The sequence below is a fragment of the Janthinobacterium sp. EB271-G4-3-2 genome (assembly GCF_020858035.1).
Taxonomy (GTDB): Bacteria; Pseudomonadota; Gammaproteobacteria; order Burkholderiales; family Burkholderiaceae_D; genus Janthinobacterium; species Janthinobacterium aestuarii.
Window position 1 is genome coordinate 31,542 of record NZ_JACYMG010000003.1, and the last position, 15,897, is coordinate 47,438.

Consider the following 15,897-nt stretch of genomic DNA (forward strand, 5'->3'; position numbering starts at 1 on the left):
CCGCGCCATGCTGGCCCCGCACCTTGCTACTTTCCCCTTCACAACAAAAATCGCCTGTTTCTTGATAATAAGGTAATGTGCGCATACATCGGGCGCCTTCGCCCTGACCATCCAGGAAAGCTGCCCCCATGTTTGGATTGATAACGCTGTTTATCCTTGGCGTGCTGATCACCGGCTTCGTGCTGGTGCTGCAGTACCGCAGAAAAGTGGCCGATCTGGAATTGCTGACGGCGCGCCTGCGCAAGGAAGTCGACGGCATCCAGCAGCGCCTGCTAGCGCTGGAAGGCCGGGACGTAGCGCCAGCGGCGTCACCTGCCGTGCCCGCTACCGTTGCGTCAGTAGCAGTGCCGACACCTGTTCCGGTTCCTGTTTCCGCGCCTGCGCCGCAAGCGGCCGTGATCGAACCGGTCGAGCTGGCAAAGGCCGCACCGGCCGCTCCCGAGCCGCCGAAACCATCGCCGCCCACCCCGCCTGCTCCCGTCAAACCTGCCCCTGCAGCCCCCAAGACCCCGTCCTGGATCGCGCGCCCGGACGGCCTCGTTGCCAAGGCGAAGAACTGGCTGTTTACCGGCAACCTGGTTGCCAAGCTGGGCTTGCTGATCCTCTTCCTCGGCGTCAGCTTCCTGCTCAAATATGTGTCGGCGCAGGTCACGCTGCCCATCGAGCTGCGCCTGGCCGGCATCGCGCTGGCCGATATCGCCCTGCTGGCCTGGGCCTGGCGCATCCGCATCAAACGCCCCGGCATCAGCTTGCCGCTGCAGGGCACGGCGCTGGCGATATTGATGCTGGTGACATTCGGCGCCTTCCGCCTGTATGAACTGATCCCGGCGGGCCTGGCGTTTGCCGTGCTGTTCGTGCTGACGGCGTTCACGTGCCTGCTGGCCGTGCTGCAAAACGCCGTCTGGCTGGCCGTCTTCGGCATCGTCGGCGGCTTTGCCGTGCCCCTGCTCGTGTCGACGGGCAGCGGCAACCATATCGGCCTGTTCAGCTATTACGCGCTGCTCAATGCGGGCGTCTTCGCCATCGCCCTGAAACGCGCCTGGCGCGTCCTGAATGTGCTGAGCTTTGGCTTTACCTTCGTCGTCGCCACCACCTGGGGCTTGCTGCGCTACACGCCCGAACACTACCTGTCGACGCAACTGTTTTTGATCCTGTTTGTGCTGTTCTATATCGGCATCGCGATTGCCTACTGCGCGCGCCAGGCGCCGCGCTTGAAACACTATGTGGATGGCACCCTCGTGTTCGGCACGCCGCTGGCGGCCATGGGCCTGCAATACGGCCTGGTCCGGCACTTCGAGTTCGGTCTGGCGTTTTCCGCGCTGGTCGCCGGCTTGACTTACACGGGACTGGCCGTCACCCTGTGGCGCCGCGCAGGTTTCAAACTGCTGGCCGAAGCCTTCCTCGCGCTGGGCATCGTCTTCGGCACCTTGGCCATCCCCTTTGCCCTCGATGGCCGCTGGACGTCGGCCGCCTGGGCGCTGGAAGGCGCGGGCATCGTCTGGGTCGGCTTGCGCCAGCGCCAGACCCTGGCCTGGATCTTCGGCCTGCTGGTGCAGGGGGCTGCCTGGCTGGCCTTCCTCGGCACCATGCAGGACCTCAATACGGCAGCGGCCCTGCAAGCCAACATCTGGCTCGGCTGCGCGCTGCTGGCCGCCGCCGCGCTGGTGATGGCCTACAATTTCCGCCGCCACGCCAGCCACTTGCATCCGGAATTCATGAGCAGCCTGTCCGTGCTGTTCCTGACGGCCGCCACGGTCTGGCTGCTGGGCGGCATCTGGAGCGAAATCCTGCTGCGCACGGATGCCGCCACGCAATTGAACCTGCTGACCGTCAGCGCGCTGGCAGTGGCGGTCCTGCTGGCGGCGCTGGCGCGGCGCGAACAATGGCATGCGCCGCGCGCGCTGCTGCTGGCCGTACAGGTCCTGGCCGGCATGGTCATGCTCAGCCGCGCCAGCTGGGCCTGGGACCAGCATCAGGCCAGCCTGTTCGACGGCTCCTTCCTCAGCGCCCTGCTGCTGGGCGCCGCCGCCTTTGCCAGCGCCCGCTTCCTTGCGCTGCGCGCACGCGGCGGCGACGAGCTGCTGGCGCTGGCAGCGCGTCCCCTGCTGGTCTGGAGCGGCTTGCTGTGGTTTGCCGCCATCCTCGTGCCGTTCGCCAGCTGGCTGCTGCGCCTGATCGACGGCGACCTGAGCATGCAGCCGTACGCGGGCGAGCACTGGCTGGCGCTGTACCTGATCGCCGTGTCCGTCACGACACCCGTGTTCGCCATTCTGGCGCGGCGCCTCGATTGGCCGCAGCTGCGCTGGCTCACCGTGGCCGCCTGGCTCGGCCTGGGCCTGTGGAGCGCCAATATGCTGCTGGCGCTGTACCTGCGCGACTATCTGCTGACCGGCTTGAGCTGGCTGGCCCTGGCCAGCGCGCTGGCGGCCGGCGAATACTTGCTGCGTGCCTGGCCAAACGCCGGCTGGCAACTCGACGTGCGTGCGCTGCGCCTGCTGCATACCTTGCGCACGGCCGCGCCCTGGCTGATGCTGTGGCCGGTTGGCGCCATGCATGTCAACGCCTGGCTGGCACAGCATGAAGATAGCGTCAGCCCCGCCTGGGCCCGCTACTTGCCGGCCTGGGCCATGATGCTGGTACTGGCCTGGCTGATCCGCCGCTGCCGCGCGGGCGCCTGGCCGGTGACACCGATTGCCGAGTGGCACCAGCGCACCCTGATACCGCTGGGCGCGCTGTGGTCGCTGCTGCTGATCGCCGCGTGGAACATCTTCGACGATGGCGCCATGGCGCCGCTGCCCTACTTGCCGCTGCTCAATCCGCTGGACTTGAGCACGGGCTTTGCCGTGCTGCTGGCCATTGCCAGCTACCGTCTGCTGCCGGCGAAGCAGTTGCCGCTGCCCGCCCTGTGGCAGGCGCGCTTGCCCGTCGTAGCCGCGTGCTGCGTGTATGTGTGGTTCAACCTGATGCTGTTGCGCACGGTGTCGCATTACGTCGGCGTGCCCTATACCTTCGACGCCATGCTGGCCTCGCAGTTCGTGCAAGCGATGCTGTCGCTCGTGTGGAGCGTCACGGCCCTGCTGCTGATGCGCCACGCGGCCCGCCATCAACGGCGCCAGCAATGGAGCATGGGCGCCGTCCTGCTGGGCTTGGTTGTCGTGAAACTGTTCCTGATCGACCTGTCCAACGTGGGCGGCATCGAACGCATCGTATCCTTCGTGGGCGTGGGCTTGCTGATGGTCTTGATCGGCTACCTGGCGCCCTTCCCCAAGGCTGCCGCAGCAGCGCCAGCCGAACCGCAACAAGGAGCAGCATGAAAACCACCGCACTCATGTTCGGCATCGTGTTGATGGCAGGCGCCGCGCTGGCAGCGCCTGGCCAGGAGCGGCCACAGGACTATCGCTGGAGCATCGCGTTGACGCCGCAGCCCGGTGCCGGCCTGAGCCGCATAAGCGTCCCCACCGACGTGTACCTGCATGCGCGCTCGGCCAGCCTGGCCGACGTGCGCCTGTTCGACAGTACCGGCAAGCCACTGGCCTTCTCCCTGACGGCCCCGTCCGCGCAATCGCGCACGCAGCGCGACACGCTTGCCATGCGCATCTTTCCCGTCACCGGCAAAAACATCGGCTACTACGAACTGGACAACGTCGATATCCGGACCGGCAATGACGGCCGCCTGCTGTCCGTCACGGCGCGTGGCGGCAGTACGCCCGATGCGGCGCCGGGCTTGCAAGGGTTGATCCTCGATGCGGGCCCGCCCGCCAAGGATAGCCGCATCGGCGCCCTGCAATTTATCTTGCCGCCAGGAACCGATAACTACAATGCACAAGTGCTGCTGGAAGTCAGCGACGACCTGAAACAATGGGATGCCATCGCCACCACCACGCTGAATTGGCTGCGCAACAGCGACACGCAAACCCTGGCCAACGACCGCATCGAATTCGCGCCGCGTGCCTTCCGCTATGCGCGGCTGAGCTGGCAGTACGGCGATCCCATCACTTTCGCCGGCATCGCCGCGCAGCAGGTCAGTGTCACGGCCCTTGCCCTGCCGCGCGCCACCATCACGCTGAAGGGGACGACAGGCAAGAGTATCGACGAGCGCCTGTATGCCACGCCGATCGCCATTCCCACCGACAGCATCGGCTTGCAGCTGGCTGAGGGCAACACGTCCATGCCCGTGACTCTGGGCGTGTATCACCCGGCAAGCGAAGCGCCGCGCCAACGCCTGCATCTGGGCCCGCAAGCGCGCGCCACGCAGGCCGCCGAATTCGAACCACTGCTCCACACGACGTTCTACCGTATCAACATGGATGGCAAGGAACGAGTCTCCGGTGACTTGTCCATACCCGTCGTGCAAACGGCGCAATGGGTGCTCCGGCCGCAATATCACAGCGGCACGAACCCGAACCTCAACTCCGTCTTGCGCCTGGGATGGACACCAGCAAGCCTGGTGTTCCTGGCCAGCGGCAAGGGGCCGTATCAACTGGTCTTCGGCAGGAATGGTGCAACGCCGGCAGCGTTGCCGCTGTCGCAGGTCGCGCCCGGCTTCACGCAGGAGGAATTGCTGGCGCTGCCTGTCGCCACGGCAGCCAGGGTGGTGGCGCTGACCAGCGACGCTCCCATCGAGAAGACGCCGGACGGCGCAGGCTTGCGCCTAGCCGCACTGTGGACCGCGCTCCTGCTGGGCGTGGCCGTGCTGGGCTTTTTTGCCTGGCGTTTGCTGTCGCAGATGAAAGAGGAACAAGGCAGCACCCAAGGCAGTACCGACAAGCAGTAACCTTAGCCACAACATTCACCGCTTGAGCGCGCTACCCGCCGGCTCACTGCCGCAGCAGCGCCTTGAACGTCTGCGGCATCCAGGGACGTGCCGCCAGCATGAAGCTGATGGCCAAGCGCTCATTGCCAGGCAGGCGCGCGTCTTCCTGATGTTGCTGCGAGAATTCCACCGCCACTTGCTTCAGGCGTTCCAGCAAGGCGGCCGTGGATTTCTTCGACAGCATCACGTTCACCAGGCGCAGCAATTCCGTCTCGCCATCGAACTGCGAATTCAAATAGTCGCCATAGGCTTCCTTTTTGAAATACGTGTGGATGGGGCCATTCGGTATCCACGCAAACGTGCGCGCCACGAGCAGTTTGACCCGGTTATTCGGCAGCAGTTCCAGAAAACCGATCTTGTCGAGACGCAGCAGGTATTTCACGGCTTGCGCTTCGCTGATGTCGTAGATGGCGACGATCTGTTCCAGCGGCAGCAGGTTCAGGGCGGAGACGGCCACCACGAACAGCCGGGTGTCCTCGATGATTTCCTTTTCCTGCGCATACGTCAGTCCCGTGATCAGGGTGGGCGCGGCCTGGGCTGACTGCACGGCCAGCGCCAGCTGCTGGAAATCGCTGCCGATGGCCACCAGGATCTGGTCCAGCCGTTGCAGGGTAAATTGCTTCTGCGAAAACATCCGCTTGACGCTGGCTTCCGACACGCCGATGCGCTGGGCCAGCTCGGCATATGTGACGGAACGCGCTTTCAACAGGCGTTTCAAGGCTTCGATCAAGGCGTGGGTTTGCGGCATGCACTTCCTTTATAAAAAAAGCATCAATTCTGGCGGCAGAAAAGTAGCGCAATATGCTACCTGCGGTATGCCTTCCCGCTACGAGTAGCGTATTCATTGACCAATTGCCCACAGTCTACAATGATGGCGTTGCCACTTGGCACACTTGAAGGAGAAACACATGAAACGCCTGCTGCCCCTCTGCCTGTCCCTGTCGCTGTTGACGCTCTCCGCGGCCGCTCCCGGACTGGTCCACGCCGCCGCCTCCGAGAATCTGTCGAAAGGCTCGCAAAACCTCAGCGAAGGTTCCGCCGTCGTCGTCGCCGGCTCCATGTCGATGCTGGTCGCCTCCGGCCAGGTAGTGGTTGCCAGCGTGGAAACGGTGGGCGAAGGCATCGTCATCGTGCTCAAGGGCGCATCCGAAGCCGGTGGCGCCTCCATCCAGATGAGCGGGCAAGCGGCCAAGGGCCTGTCGCTGGCGGCCGGCACCGTAGTCAATGTGGTGGCGATGTCCACCGGACATATGCTGGTTCTTTCCGGCAAGGCCATCGCCTTCATCCCGAACGAACTGGGCAAGGCGCTGCTGCACCACTCCAAAGTGTAATCACCAATGAAGAACGGACATCCCATGAAACATCTGCTCGCCACCGCCCTGCTGTGCGCCGCCACCATGGCGCCGCTGGCCCAGGCCGCCAACTCCGACACCACCAACGCCTCCGACAACGCCAGCATGGCCTCGGCCATCGTATTGGTCGGCTCCATGTCGGTGCTGGCCGCTGCCGGTGAAGTCGTCATCGACAAGGTGGAAGACGCGGCCGACGGCAGCGTCCTCGTGCTCACAAGCGCGGCCAGGGGCGCCTCGCAGGCGGCCACGGCCTCCGTCAAGCTGAGCCAGAAGGCCATGCAAGGCCTGTCGCTGGCGGCCGGCACGGTCGTCAAGGTGGTGGCCGTCTCGACGGGACACATGCTGGTGCTGTCGGGCAAGGCCATCGCCTATGTGCCAAATGCGGCCGGCCAGGCCATCCTCCACCATTCGAAAGCGTGAACCCCATGAAACGCCTGACCGTGATTCTCATCACCCTGGCCCTGGCCGGTACCGCCCATGCGGGACGCTCGTGCGAGGAAAAGCAAACGGACGCGGCCACCCTCGTCAAATCGATGGACCTGGCGCAAAAGACCCTGCAGGCGCTCGACGCTTCGGGCGCGCAGGTGGCGCTGCTGGCGCGCGCCGGGCAAGACCTGTCGAAGTACAATTTGCGCTATTCGCACATGGCGCTGGCCTGGCGCGACCACCCGAAAGGCCGCTGGCTGGTGGTGCATGAACTCAATGAATGCGGCACGGCGCAATCGTCGCTGTACAACGAAGGCTTGGGCAATTTCTTCATGGATGATGTGTTCATGTATGAAACCCTGATTTTGGTTCCCGGCCAGGATATGCAGCAGCAACTGGCGCGCCTGCTGACGTCGAACACGCCCAAGCGCCTGCATGAGCCGCACTACAATATGCTGGCCTACCCGTTTTCCACCAAGTACCAGAACTCGAACCAGTGGGTGCTGGAAACCCTGGCCGCCGCCAGCAACGAGCCTGGCAAGATCGAAACGCGCGCCGAAGCGCAAGGCTGGCTGCGCAGCGCCAGCTACGCCCCGCAAACGCTGAGCATCCCCGCCGCCACGCGCCTGGGCGCGCGCATGTTCCGCGCGAATATCGCGTTCGACGATCACCCGTTCGAGCGCCGCATGACGCGCCAGATCGACGTCGTCACCGTCGACTCCATCGTGCGCTTCATGCGCCAGCGCGAGCCGAAGGCGCAGGAGATCATCGTGCGGGGGAATTAACCTGGCGCCAGGCCCTGCACGATCAAGACGGGCGCCTGCGCCAGCGGCGCATCGCTGCACAGCACGATGGACAGCTCGGCATGCGCCAAGGTCACGCAAACGCCCGCGTCCATGCCCAGCTTGTAGCGCGCCTCCGCCTCGCTCCAGCGCTGGTAAAACGCCGCCATCCGCGCTTCAAGCGGCATGATTTCCAGCTCGGCGGCCGCATCTGCGCTAAACGCCTGGCGCGCCAGCGCCAGCACGTCGCGCCGCGGGTCCCGTAGCTCAATATCGAGTCCCAGCCGCGTAGTACCGCTCAGCGCGCAGGCGACCCAGTGGCCGCTATGCGAAATGCTGAAATAGGGACCGCCGGCGGGCGCCAGCAGCCGCGGCGCCTGGCCCGGCCTCTCTTCCAGCGCGATGGATTCCGGCGCCACCTCCAGCAGTTTCCCCATCGCTACACGCAGCAAGGCGCGCCCCAGCAGGAACTGGCGCTGGCGCAGCGGCCGCACAAAGCGTGCGTAGCGGGCCGCTTCCTCCGCACCCAGCCACGTTTCATACCGGCTGATCTGCGCAAGGTCAATGCTGCGGATATCGAGCAGCCGGATGCTGGCGCCGGTACTGTGCAAGGCTGGTGGCATGACAAGGTCAGGATAGGCAAAGGCGCAGTCTGCCACAAATTGCCAGCATGCATGTGTCAAAAAAATGGCAGCGCGGTTGCCCGTCGCTGCCATTCCAGCAGGTCTGCAGGCGCTTGCGCGCCGCGCCCGTCCTAGTTCGTCATTGCTGCTTCGACCGCTTTATTATCGGCGCCCGTCGGACCGCCTTCGGCACGTACATAGTTGGCCTTGATGTAAGCACTGGTCAGGTTGGCGATGCGGGTCAGCATCAGGTTATCGTGCACGCCGAACGTGAATCCGGCCGCCATCGCGTCCGCGCGCTGGAAGAACTCTGGCGTCGCGACCAGGGTGCCCTTGTTGTCGCGGATCATGGCGCGCATGCGCACGCCGGAACTGCCAGCCAATGGTCCCAGGAATACACGCTTGGCACCGCTCTTGAACTGGATTTCTTCAACGATAGGCTCAATGATCAGCACGCGGCCATTGGCCGGGGCGGCATTCCAGCTAGTCAGCGATTCGGCCAGGTCCTTGCGGATATTCTCGTCGATTTTCGCCATGGCCGCCTGGTTGCCCTTATAGCCTTCGGCAAAGACCGTTGGCTTGACTTCAATGCGGCCAAACGCCGAGAAAGCCTCGCTCGGCGGCGGATTGGTCGTCGACGATGCCTTGATGCGCGTGGCGCAGCCTTGCAACATGGTCAATGCCAGCAACGCGCCAGCCAGGACGACAGTTTTCGATACTTTTTGCATATTCTCTTTCTACTTTTTATTGGAATGGCTCCCGGCGCCAGCCTTCCTGCCAGCGAGCGCCGGTTACCGATATGGACGATTTCCCTGCTACTTCTTTGCTGCTTACTTACTTGCCTTCAACTTCACGAACTCCCCCTTCAAGGCCACGCCTGTCATCATCGTGCCTTCGTGGCACTCGTATTCCGTGGCGTTGGAATTTTCCACGTTCTTGTAATTGCTGACGATATTGACGACGGCATCGGCGCCCACCGACTGGGCGCGCTTTTGCAGCGCCAGCATGGCGGACAGGAAGGCCCAGTTGCACGAAGTTTCTGCCGATTTTCCGACACCATTAGTTTTCTGGCTGGTCTTGTCGCTACTGATGCGTGTGGCAATCGGCGGCGTTGCCTGATCGCCAAAATAGAATTTGACGGTATCGCCCAGGCGCGCCTGGGCATCGTTGGCGGTCATCGCATTGGCGATCGACATCATGTGTTTGGTATCGCCTGCCTGTGCCGGCAGGGCAACCGTCAGCACTGCGCTCATTGCTGCCAGGATCATCATTTTTTTCATGCTGTTTTCCTCGATAAGATAGAGATAGTACGAAAGGAGCCACACTTGCCGTTTGCGCCGGCACAAACGGGCGTCACGGCCGGTAGCGTTTAAAAATCAGCGACGTGTTGATGCCGCCAAAGGCAAAATTATTCGACATCACGTACTCGCATTCGATGGCCCGGCCTTCGCCGGCGATGTAGTCGAGCGGTGCGCATTGCGGGTCGATCTGCTGCAGATTGATAGTGGGCGCAAACCAGCCTTCGCGCATCATCTCGATGCTGATCCACGCTTCCAGCGCGCCGCAGGCACCCAGGGTGTGGCCCATGTAGCTTTTCAGCGAACTGATGGGCGTGCGGTCGCCAAACACTTCGAACGTCGCTTGCGATTCGGCGATGTCACCCTGCTGCGTGCCCGTGCCATGCGCATTGATGTAGCCGATATCGGACGGCTGCAGTCCCGCGTCGGCCAGCGCCAGCAGCATCGCCTGGCGCATGGTGGCGGCGTTCGGCTGGGTCACGTGGCAGCCATCGCTGTTCGTGCCGAAACCCACCAGCTCCGCATGGATGGTGGCGCCGCGCGCCTGCGCATGGGCGAATTCTTCGAGGATCAGGCAACCGGCGCCTTCGCCGATGACCAGGCCATCGCGGCTGGCGTCGAACGGGCGCGGCGTCGTATGGCCTGCGTCGTTGCGCGTGCTGGTGGCGAACAGGGTGTCGAAGACGGCCGCTTCGGTGGCGCACAGTTCTTCGGCGCCGCCGGCGATCATCGCCAGCTGCTTGCCGCCGGCGATCGCCTCGTAGGCATAGCCGATGCCCTGGCTGCCCGAGGTGCAGGCGCTCGAGGTGGTAATCACCCTTCCGGTGATGCCGAAAAACACGCCGATGTTGACGGGCGCCGTGTGCGCCATCATCTTGATGTAGGTGGTGGCGTTGATGCCCTTGGTGGTGCGCTCTTCCATCATGCGGCCAAAGTCGCCGATGGCGCTGGGCGTGCCGGCCGACGAACCGAAGGAAATGCCCATCTGCCCGCTCTTGACCACGGGGTGCCCGGCCAGGCCCGCGTGTTCCAGCGCCAATTCGCTCGCGCGCGTGGCCATCAGCGCGATGCGTCCCATGCTGCGCACGGCCTTGCGGTTGTAGCGGTCCGTCAGCGCGAACGGCGCGGCCGGCGCGCCCAGTTGCGTATTCAAGCCTTCGTAATCGGCCCATTCGTCCATGCGCACGACGGCGTTGCGGTACTCGCCCAGGCGCTGGCGGATAGCCGGCCAGTCATTGCCGATCGGGCTGATGCCGGCCATGCCGGTCACGACTACCCGGCGGCTCATGCCATGCCTCCATTGACGGAAATGACCTGGCGCGTGATGTAGCCCGCTTCCTCGCCGACGAGGAAACTGACGGCGGCGGCCACTTCTTCCGGCGTGCCGACTCTGCGCGCGGGGATCATCTTCAGCGCTTCGTCGAGCGGCACCTCGCTGATCATGTCCGTCTCGATCAGGCCCGGCGCCACACAGTTGACCGTGATGGCGCGCTTGGCCAGTTCCAGCGCCAGCGCCTTGGTCGCGCCAATGATGCCGGCCTTGGCGGCGCTGTAATTGACTTGTCCCCGGTTGCCGATCAGGCCCGAAACGGACGCCATGGTGACGATGCGCCCCGGTTTGCGGCGCTGTACCATCGGCATCACCAGCGGATTGAGCACATTGTAGAAACCATCGAGGTTGGTCTGCAGGACGATGTCCCAGTCTTCGCCCGACATGGCGGGAAACGCATTGTCGCGTGCCACGCCGGCGTTGCACACGACGCCGTAATAGCAGCCATGTTCGGCGATGTCCGCTTCCAGCGCGGCAGCTGCCGCGGCACGGTCGCCGATATCGAATTGCAGCACGCGCGCCGCGCGTCCCATAGCCTGTACCTGCTGCGCCACCGCGTCGGCTTCGCCGCGCGCGCTGCGGCAATGCAGCACCACGTCAAAACCGTCGCGCGCCAGCCGCAAGGCGATGGCCTTGCCGATGCCGCGCGACGACCCCGTCACCAATACACTTTTACTCATGCTGCGCTCCATTCATACTCTCCTGCAGAAATTGCTTTGCATCCTCGGGCTGGAATACCGTAATCGTCGCCTGCGCCAGCACGGCGCCTGCCATCTCGATACGGCACTCGAACGCGCCCAGTCCATTCTCGCCCTGCAAGGCCTGCTGCACATGCACCTGCAGCACGCTGCCATTCACAAACAGGGGCAGCTGCGCTTCGTAGCGCCGCGCCCCCAGCAAAAAACCGATCTTCACGGGCGCGCCGGCCAGCCGCGCCAGGTAGCCCGCGTGCGCGGCGATCGCCTGCGCCATGTATTCGATGCCGACCCAGCTGCCCACGCCTGCCGACGGCGCGTCATAAAACACGCTGCCGGCATGGATGGCCACTTCGGCGCACAGGTTTTCCGCATCGGCCGACAACACCCGGTCGAGCAGCACCATGGCGCCGGAATGGGGCACCAGTTCGCGGATATCGGGAAAACTCATGCTCCCCTCCCGAACAGCAGGGCGGCGTTCGAGCCGCCGAAGGCAAACGAATTGCTCAGCGCCCAGTCGAGAGGACGCCCCAGGCGCGCACCGGGCAAGGCCAGGCGCAGCGGCGGCAGGGATTCATCAGGCACGCCGTCCCACAGGTGCGGCGGCAGCAAGCCCTCGGCGTTATCGTCCTGCATCGCCAGCCAGCACAGCGCCGCCTCGATGGCGGCCGCCGCACCCAGCGCATGGCCTGTCAGCGGCTTGGTGGAGCTGACCATCGCCGTGGCGCCGAACAGGTCGGACACCACGCGCGCTTCCATCGCATCGTTCTGCGGTGTGGCCGTGCCGTGCAGGTTCACATAGTCGACTTGCGACGTCGCGATGCCCGCGCGCGCCAGGGCCTGGGCGATAGCCAGCCGCGCGCCGCCGCCTGCGGGATCGGGCGCCGACATGTGATGGCCATCGGACGATTCGCCCCAGCCGCGCAAGGCCACGCTGGCCGGTTGCGCCGTCATCAGGAACAGGGCCGCGCCCTCGCCGATATTGATGCCGTCGCGGTTCGCGCCCAGCGGATTGCAGCGCCGCGCACTGACGGACGCCAGCGCGGAAAAACCCGCCACGGTAAAGCCGCACAGGGTATCGACGCCACCCGCCAGCACGGCATCGCACAGGCCCATGCGGATCAGGCGCGCCGCGCTGGCCATCGCCTTGGCGCTCGACGAACAGGCGCTCGAATGCACGAGGGCCGGGCCGTCAATGCCCAATTCCTCGGCCAGCATCAGCGCCGGCGACGCCATCTCCTGCTGCCCGTAGTGGAAGGCTTCCGGCAAGCCGTCGCCCGCCACATGCTGGCCGATCGCGCCTTCCGTCTCGGCGATGCCCGACGTGCTGGTACCGATCACCACGGCCACGCGGTCCGCGCCATAGCGGGCGATGGCCTGTTCCACGGCGGGACGGATCTGCGCCAGCGCGGCCAACGCCATCCGGTTGTTGCGGCTGCGCGCGGCGATGCCGTGCTGCGCCACCGATGGCAAGGGCGCATCGGCCACGCCCAGCGGCAGCATGCGCCCCGACGTGTAGGTATCGACGGGCACCACGCCGCTGTGCGCGGCAAACAGGCGCGCGCGCACTGCTTCGCGGCTGGCGCCCAGCGCGCAGACGATGCCGCAGTCGTTCAGGTACACAGTCAAGCCAGTCATTCAACTTCCTTCCGGGGCGTTCTGTATCGTCAGGCGATAGCGATAGCGCAGGTTGTCGAGCACCACCGTGCCGCTCCAGCGCGGCATGCCGCTGTAGTCGATCACCGTCACCGCCTCGTCGTGCAGGAACAGGGTGCGGCGCAAGCCGCTGTCCTCGATGCGCCAGCCGGCCGGAAGCGCTTGCGCGATCGCTTCGCGCGGCCACAGAGTCAGCTGCATGTCTTCCAGCACGTCCTCGGCGCGTACCTGCGCCGGCAGCATCAGGTGGCGCCATGACGTCATCTCCTTGCCGTCGTAATGCAGCGACAGCACGCGCTGGCCGAACGCCAGTCCCACCAGGTCGAGGTGCGACGGTTCCACTTCCAGCGCCGCATCGAGTTCGTCGATGCGGCCCGCCCGTTCGACGATCAGGTGCTGCTGCACGCTGACCGTGGCGCCCAGCGCCTGCGGTGCCAGTTTCAGGCCCAGGCGCGCGGGTGCCGAAGGCGGCGTGCTGGCGCAGCCGGCCAGTGCCAGCAGCAACACCGGCGTCCATCGTTGACAGTGAAAAAACATCAGATTTCTCCTGCGGCACCAGCCGCGCTACGATGGTCGGCTTCGGCAAAGCATGGCGACAGCAGCCATACCAGCGCCGTGCCGATCAGCATGGTCAGGCCAAACGCCTGCAATGCGGCCGTCTTGCTCAGCGCCAGCAGGCCGAAAGACAAAATGGTATTGGCCGCCGACAGGCCCACCGCCAGCCATGGCGTATCGTTACGGCGGTCGGGGTGCTCCTGCATGAAGATGCCGTAGTCGACGCCGACGCCCAGCAGCAGCATCAGCGCCAGCACGTGGAACAGCTGCAGCGGCAAGTTCAAATAGCCGAGCAGGGCCAGGGCCGCCACGCTGGCCAGCGCCGTGGGCGCCAGCACGCGCCAGGTGCGGCGCCCGTAGCGGGGCAGCAGCAAGCCGAAGACCACCAGGTAGGCGCCCAGCACCACGGCGCCCATGTAGACGCGGTAGCGGCCCAGCACCGAGGAAATTTCACTCACCTTGTCGACCCACTGCACGCCGGGCATGCCCTCGCCCGCCTTCGCCAGCAGGGGAATGGCCGCATACTGCATGCCGCGCAACGCGACGATGGAGGCATAACCGCCTTCCACCTTGCCCAGCCACAGGTGGCGCCATGGCTCGCTGGCCGGCACCTTCAGGAAGGCGTCGATCGACAGCGGCGCACCCGCTTGCGCCAATTGCGCGCGCACCTTGCCGGCCCATTCCGGGCCTTCGTCGATGGACTGCGCCAACAAGTCGAGCGCGGCGCCCGGCTGCAGGATGGCCGTGTCGAGCAAGGCCCGGCGCGCCGCCTGCGTCTGCAGCGACGGCACCCAGTTCGACATGGCCTGGACACCGCTGATGTGCTTTTGCGCGATCAGCGGCAGCAGCCGCTGTTTCAAGGCTTCCTCGCGCTGCAGCACGGCTTCCGCGCTGTCGCCGCGCACCAGGTAGAACTGCACCGGCGTGGGCCCATCAAGCAATTTGCTCAATTTAATCTGGTCGCGTATCAGGTGCGCGGGCGGCGTTTGCAGCAGGCGGATATCGTCATTGACGCCCAGGCGGCTGATGCCGAAGAGCGCAAACAGGGCAAACAGCACGCCGCCAGCCAGGGTGGCGCGGTTGGCCCGCAACAGCGGCCAGCGCGCGCGCGCCGCGCCGTACTGTTTGACCAGTGCGCCGCTCTTCAAGGTGCCGCCCTTGACCAGCGCGGGGAACCAGAACACCACCGTCAGCCAGGCAAACACCAGGCCCAGGGCGGAAAATACGGCCATGTGGCGCAGGCCAGGGAATGGCGTCAGCGCCAGGCCCATGTAGCCGATGACGGCCGCCAGCAGGGTCAGGCACAGGCCCGGCAGCAAACGGCGCAGCAAGGCGCGCGAATCGAGCGCCGGATCGGCGCCCAGGCGGTTGCATAGAAAGTAAATGCCGTAGTCCTGCGCCACGCCGATCAGGCTCGCGCCAAAGACCAATGTCATCAAGTGTATTTTGCCAAACAGCAGCCAGCACACGGACAGGGAACCGAGGCAGCCGATGCCGATCGACAGCAGTATCAGCGAGATCGGCTTGAACGAGCGGAAGGTGAACCACGTCAGCAGGACAATGCCGGCCAGGGAGCCCAGGCCGATGGTCGACATTTCGCCCGCCGCCTGGCTGCTGGCGGCCGCCGCATGCAGGATCACGCCAGCGCTGATGATGTCCACGCCGGGCACGGCCTGCCGCGCCGCCGCCTCGGCTTGCGCCAGTACGGGCAGCGCGCTTTCCTGCGCGCCCAGCGAAAAGGCGGGCAGGCTCAAGGTCAGCGGCAGCAGCACATACTGGCGCTCGGCATCGGCGACGAACAGATGGCCGTCACGCGGACGCACGGGTGTTTCCTGTGCGCGTTCCTGCACCCAGCCGCCAAACAGGCCGAAGGGATCGTCCTGCCAGGCGCCCAGTTTCGGCCCGCCAAATGGGCTATACAGCTGACTCAACGCAGAATCGCGCCAGAACGCGGGCGTTTCCTGGCGCAGCTGCGTTTCCTGCGGTGCCGTCAGCAAGGTCAAGCGATGCTGCTGGAACAGCGCCAGCCAGTCGTTCTGCGTCTGCTCGTCGAGCGGCGTGGACTGGAACAGGCCAGCATGGCGCGCCAGCACGGCGCCATAGGCATCGGCCGCGCGCTTCGCATCGCTCCATTCGGCAGCACCGACCAGCACCGCCACGCGCTGCTGCGCCGCGTCGACCATATGCGTAAATGATGCCTGCAGCACCGGGTCGCGCTCCTGCACCGGCAGCAAGGCGAGAATGTCGGTTTCGGGCGCGATGCGCTTGCCCAGCCACAGGTAGGCGTTATGCGCGAGCAGCAGCGCCACCACCAGCGCCCAGGCGATGGCGAGCAGGCGCCCGGCGTTGCGGCCGCGCTTTTTCAAT

The 15,897-nt window shown here is 65.2% G+C and carries 15 protein-coding genes; 5 read left to right on the forward strand and 10 right to left on the reverse strand.

All coding sequences use genetic code 11. The annotated features are described in order from the left end of the window. The first annotated feature begins 128 nt into the window (after nucleotides 1-128). The gene (locus IGS55_RS07990) at nucleotides 129-3,314 is read left to right on the forward strand and encodes a DUF2339 domain-containing protein (RefSeq protein WP_230517298.1); all 3,186 of its coding nucleotides are present in this window, start codon (nucleotides 129-131) and stop codon (nucleotides 3,312-3,314) included. Continuing rightward, nucleotides 3,311-4,774: a DUF3999 family protein gene (locus tag IGS55_RS07995; RefSeq protein WP_230517299.1), complete on the forward strand. Its 1,464-nt coding sequence runs from the start codon at nucleotides 3,311-3,313 to the stop codon at nucleotides 4,772-4,774. The genes IGS55_RS07990 and IGS55_RS07995 overlap by 4 nt, the downstream gene beginning before the upstream one ends. 43 nt (nucleotides 4,775-4,817) lie before the next feature. Here the strand turns inward: IGS55_RS07995 and IGS55_RS08000 are convergent, their stop codons facing one another. Then, on the reverse strand, nucleotides 4,818-5,561 hold the full coding sequence (locus IGS55_RS08000; RefSeq protein ID WP_034750344.1) for a helix-turn-helix domain-containing protein: 744 nt from the start codon (nucleotides 5,559-5,561) through the stop codon (nucleotides 4,818-4,820). A gap of 160 nt (nucleotides 5,562-5,721) precedes the next feature. Here IGS55_RS08000 and IGS55_RS08005 point away from each other — a divergent pair, with 160 nt between their 5' ends. From IGS55_RS08005 to IGS55_RS08015, 3 genes are read left to right on the forward strand one after another with little or no spacing between them, the layout of a single operon-like run. Next, the gene (locus IGS55_RS08005) at nucleotides 5,722-6,144 is read left to right on the forward strand and encodes a hypothetical protein (protein ID WP_230517300.1); all 423 of its coding nucleotides are present in this window, start codon (nucleotides 5,722-5,724) and stop codon (nucleotides 6,142-6,144) included. A 24-nt stretch (nucleotides 6,145-6,168) separates the two neighbouring features. Further along, nucleotides 6,169-6,585: a hypothetical protein gene (locus IGS55_RS08010; protein ID WP_230517301.1), complete on the forward strand. Its 417-nt coding sequence runs from the start codon at nucleotides 6,169-6,171 to the stop codon at nucleotides 6,583-6,585. Between the two features lie 5 nt (nucleotides 6,586-6,590). Continuing rightward, nucleotides 6,591-7,376 carry a DUF2145 domain-containing protein gene (locus IGS55_RS08015; RefSeq protein ID WP_230517302.1) on the forward strand — a complete coding sequence of 262 codons (786 nt, stop codon included), beginning with the start codon at nucleotides 6,591-6,593 and terminating at the stop codon, nucleotides 7,374-7,376. On the opposite strand, the gene IGS55_RS08020 is transcribed toward IGS55_RS08015, so the two are convergent. The 9 genes from IGS55_RS08020 to IGS55_RS08060 form a co-directional block, all read right to left on the reverse strand. Then, nucleotides 7,373-7,996 (reverse strand): 4'-phosphopantetheinyl transferase family protein, encoded by a 624-nt coding sequence (locus tag IGS55_RS08020; RefSeq protein WP_230517303.1) that lies wholly within the window; start codon nucleotides 7,994-7,996, stop codon nucleotides 7,373-7,375. The genes IGS55_RS08015 and IGS55_RS08020 overlap by 4 nt on opposite strands. A gap of 131 nt (nucleotides 7,997-8,127) precedes the next feature. Next, nucleotides 8,128-8,724: a hypothetical protein gene (locus IGS55_RS08025; protein WP_230517304.1), complete on the reverse strand. Its 597-nt coding sequence runs from the start codon at nucleotides 8,722-8,724 to the stop codon at nucleotides 8,128-8,130. A 102-nt stretch (nucleotides 8,725-8,826) separates the two neighbouring features. Next, nucleotides 8,827-9,321, reverse strand: coding sequence for an excinuclease ATPase subunit (locus IGS55_RS08030; protein ID WP_230517305.1), 495 nt, complete (start codon nucleotides 9,319-9,321; stop codon nucleotides 8,827-8,829). A gap of 28 nt (nucleotides 9,322-9,349) precedes the next feature. Continuing rightward, nucleotides 9,350-10,582, reverse strand: coding sequence for a beta-ketoacyl-ACP synthase (locus tag IGS55_RS08035; protein WP_230517306.1), 1,233 nt, complete (start codon nucleotides 10,580-10,582; stop codon nucleotides 9,350-9,352). Continuing rightward, entirely contained in the window at nucleotides 10,579-11,304 is a 726-nt protein-coding gene (gene fabG, locus IGS55_RS08040; protein ID WP_374106824.1) for a 3-oxoacyl-ACP reductase FabG, read from the reverse strand. The genes IGS55_RS08035 and fabG overlap by 4 nt, the downstream gene beginning before the upstream one ends. Beyond that, nucleotides 11,297-11,770 (reverse strand): hotdog family protein, encoded by a 474-nt coding sequence (locus IGS55_RS08045; RefSeq protein ID WP_230517307.1) that lies wholly within the window; start codon nucleotides 11,768-11,770, stop codon nucleotides 11,297-11,299. The genes fabG and IGS55_RS08045 overlap by 8 nt, the downstream gene beginning before the upstream one ends. After that, nucleotides 11,767-12,957 (reverse strand): beta-ketoacyl-ACP synthase, encoded by a 1,191-nt coding sequence (locus tag IGS55_RS08050; protein ID WP_230517308.1) that lies wholly within the window; start codon nucleotides 12,955-12,957, stop codon nucleotides 11,767-11,769. The genes IGS55_RS08045 and IGS55_RS08050 overlap by 4 nt, the downstream gene beginning before the upstream one ends. Beyond that, on the reverse strand, nucleotides 12,958-13,512 hold the full coding sequence (locus tag IGS55_RS08055; protein WP_230517309.1) for a DUF3261 domain-containing protein: 555 nt from the start codon (nucleotides 13,510-13,512) through the stop codon (nucleotides 12,958-12,960). It lies immediately after the preceding gene. Continuing rightward, nucleotides 13,512-15,896, reverse strand: a complete 2,385-nt coding sequence (locus IGS55_RS08060; RefSeq protein ID WP_230517418.1) for an MMPL family transporter — start codon at nucleotides 15,894-15,896, stop codon at nucleotides 13,512-13,514. The genes IGS55_RS08055 and IGS55_RS08060 overlap by 1 nt, the downstream gene beginning before the upstream one ends. Nucleotide 15,897: the final 1 nt, after the last annotated feature.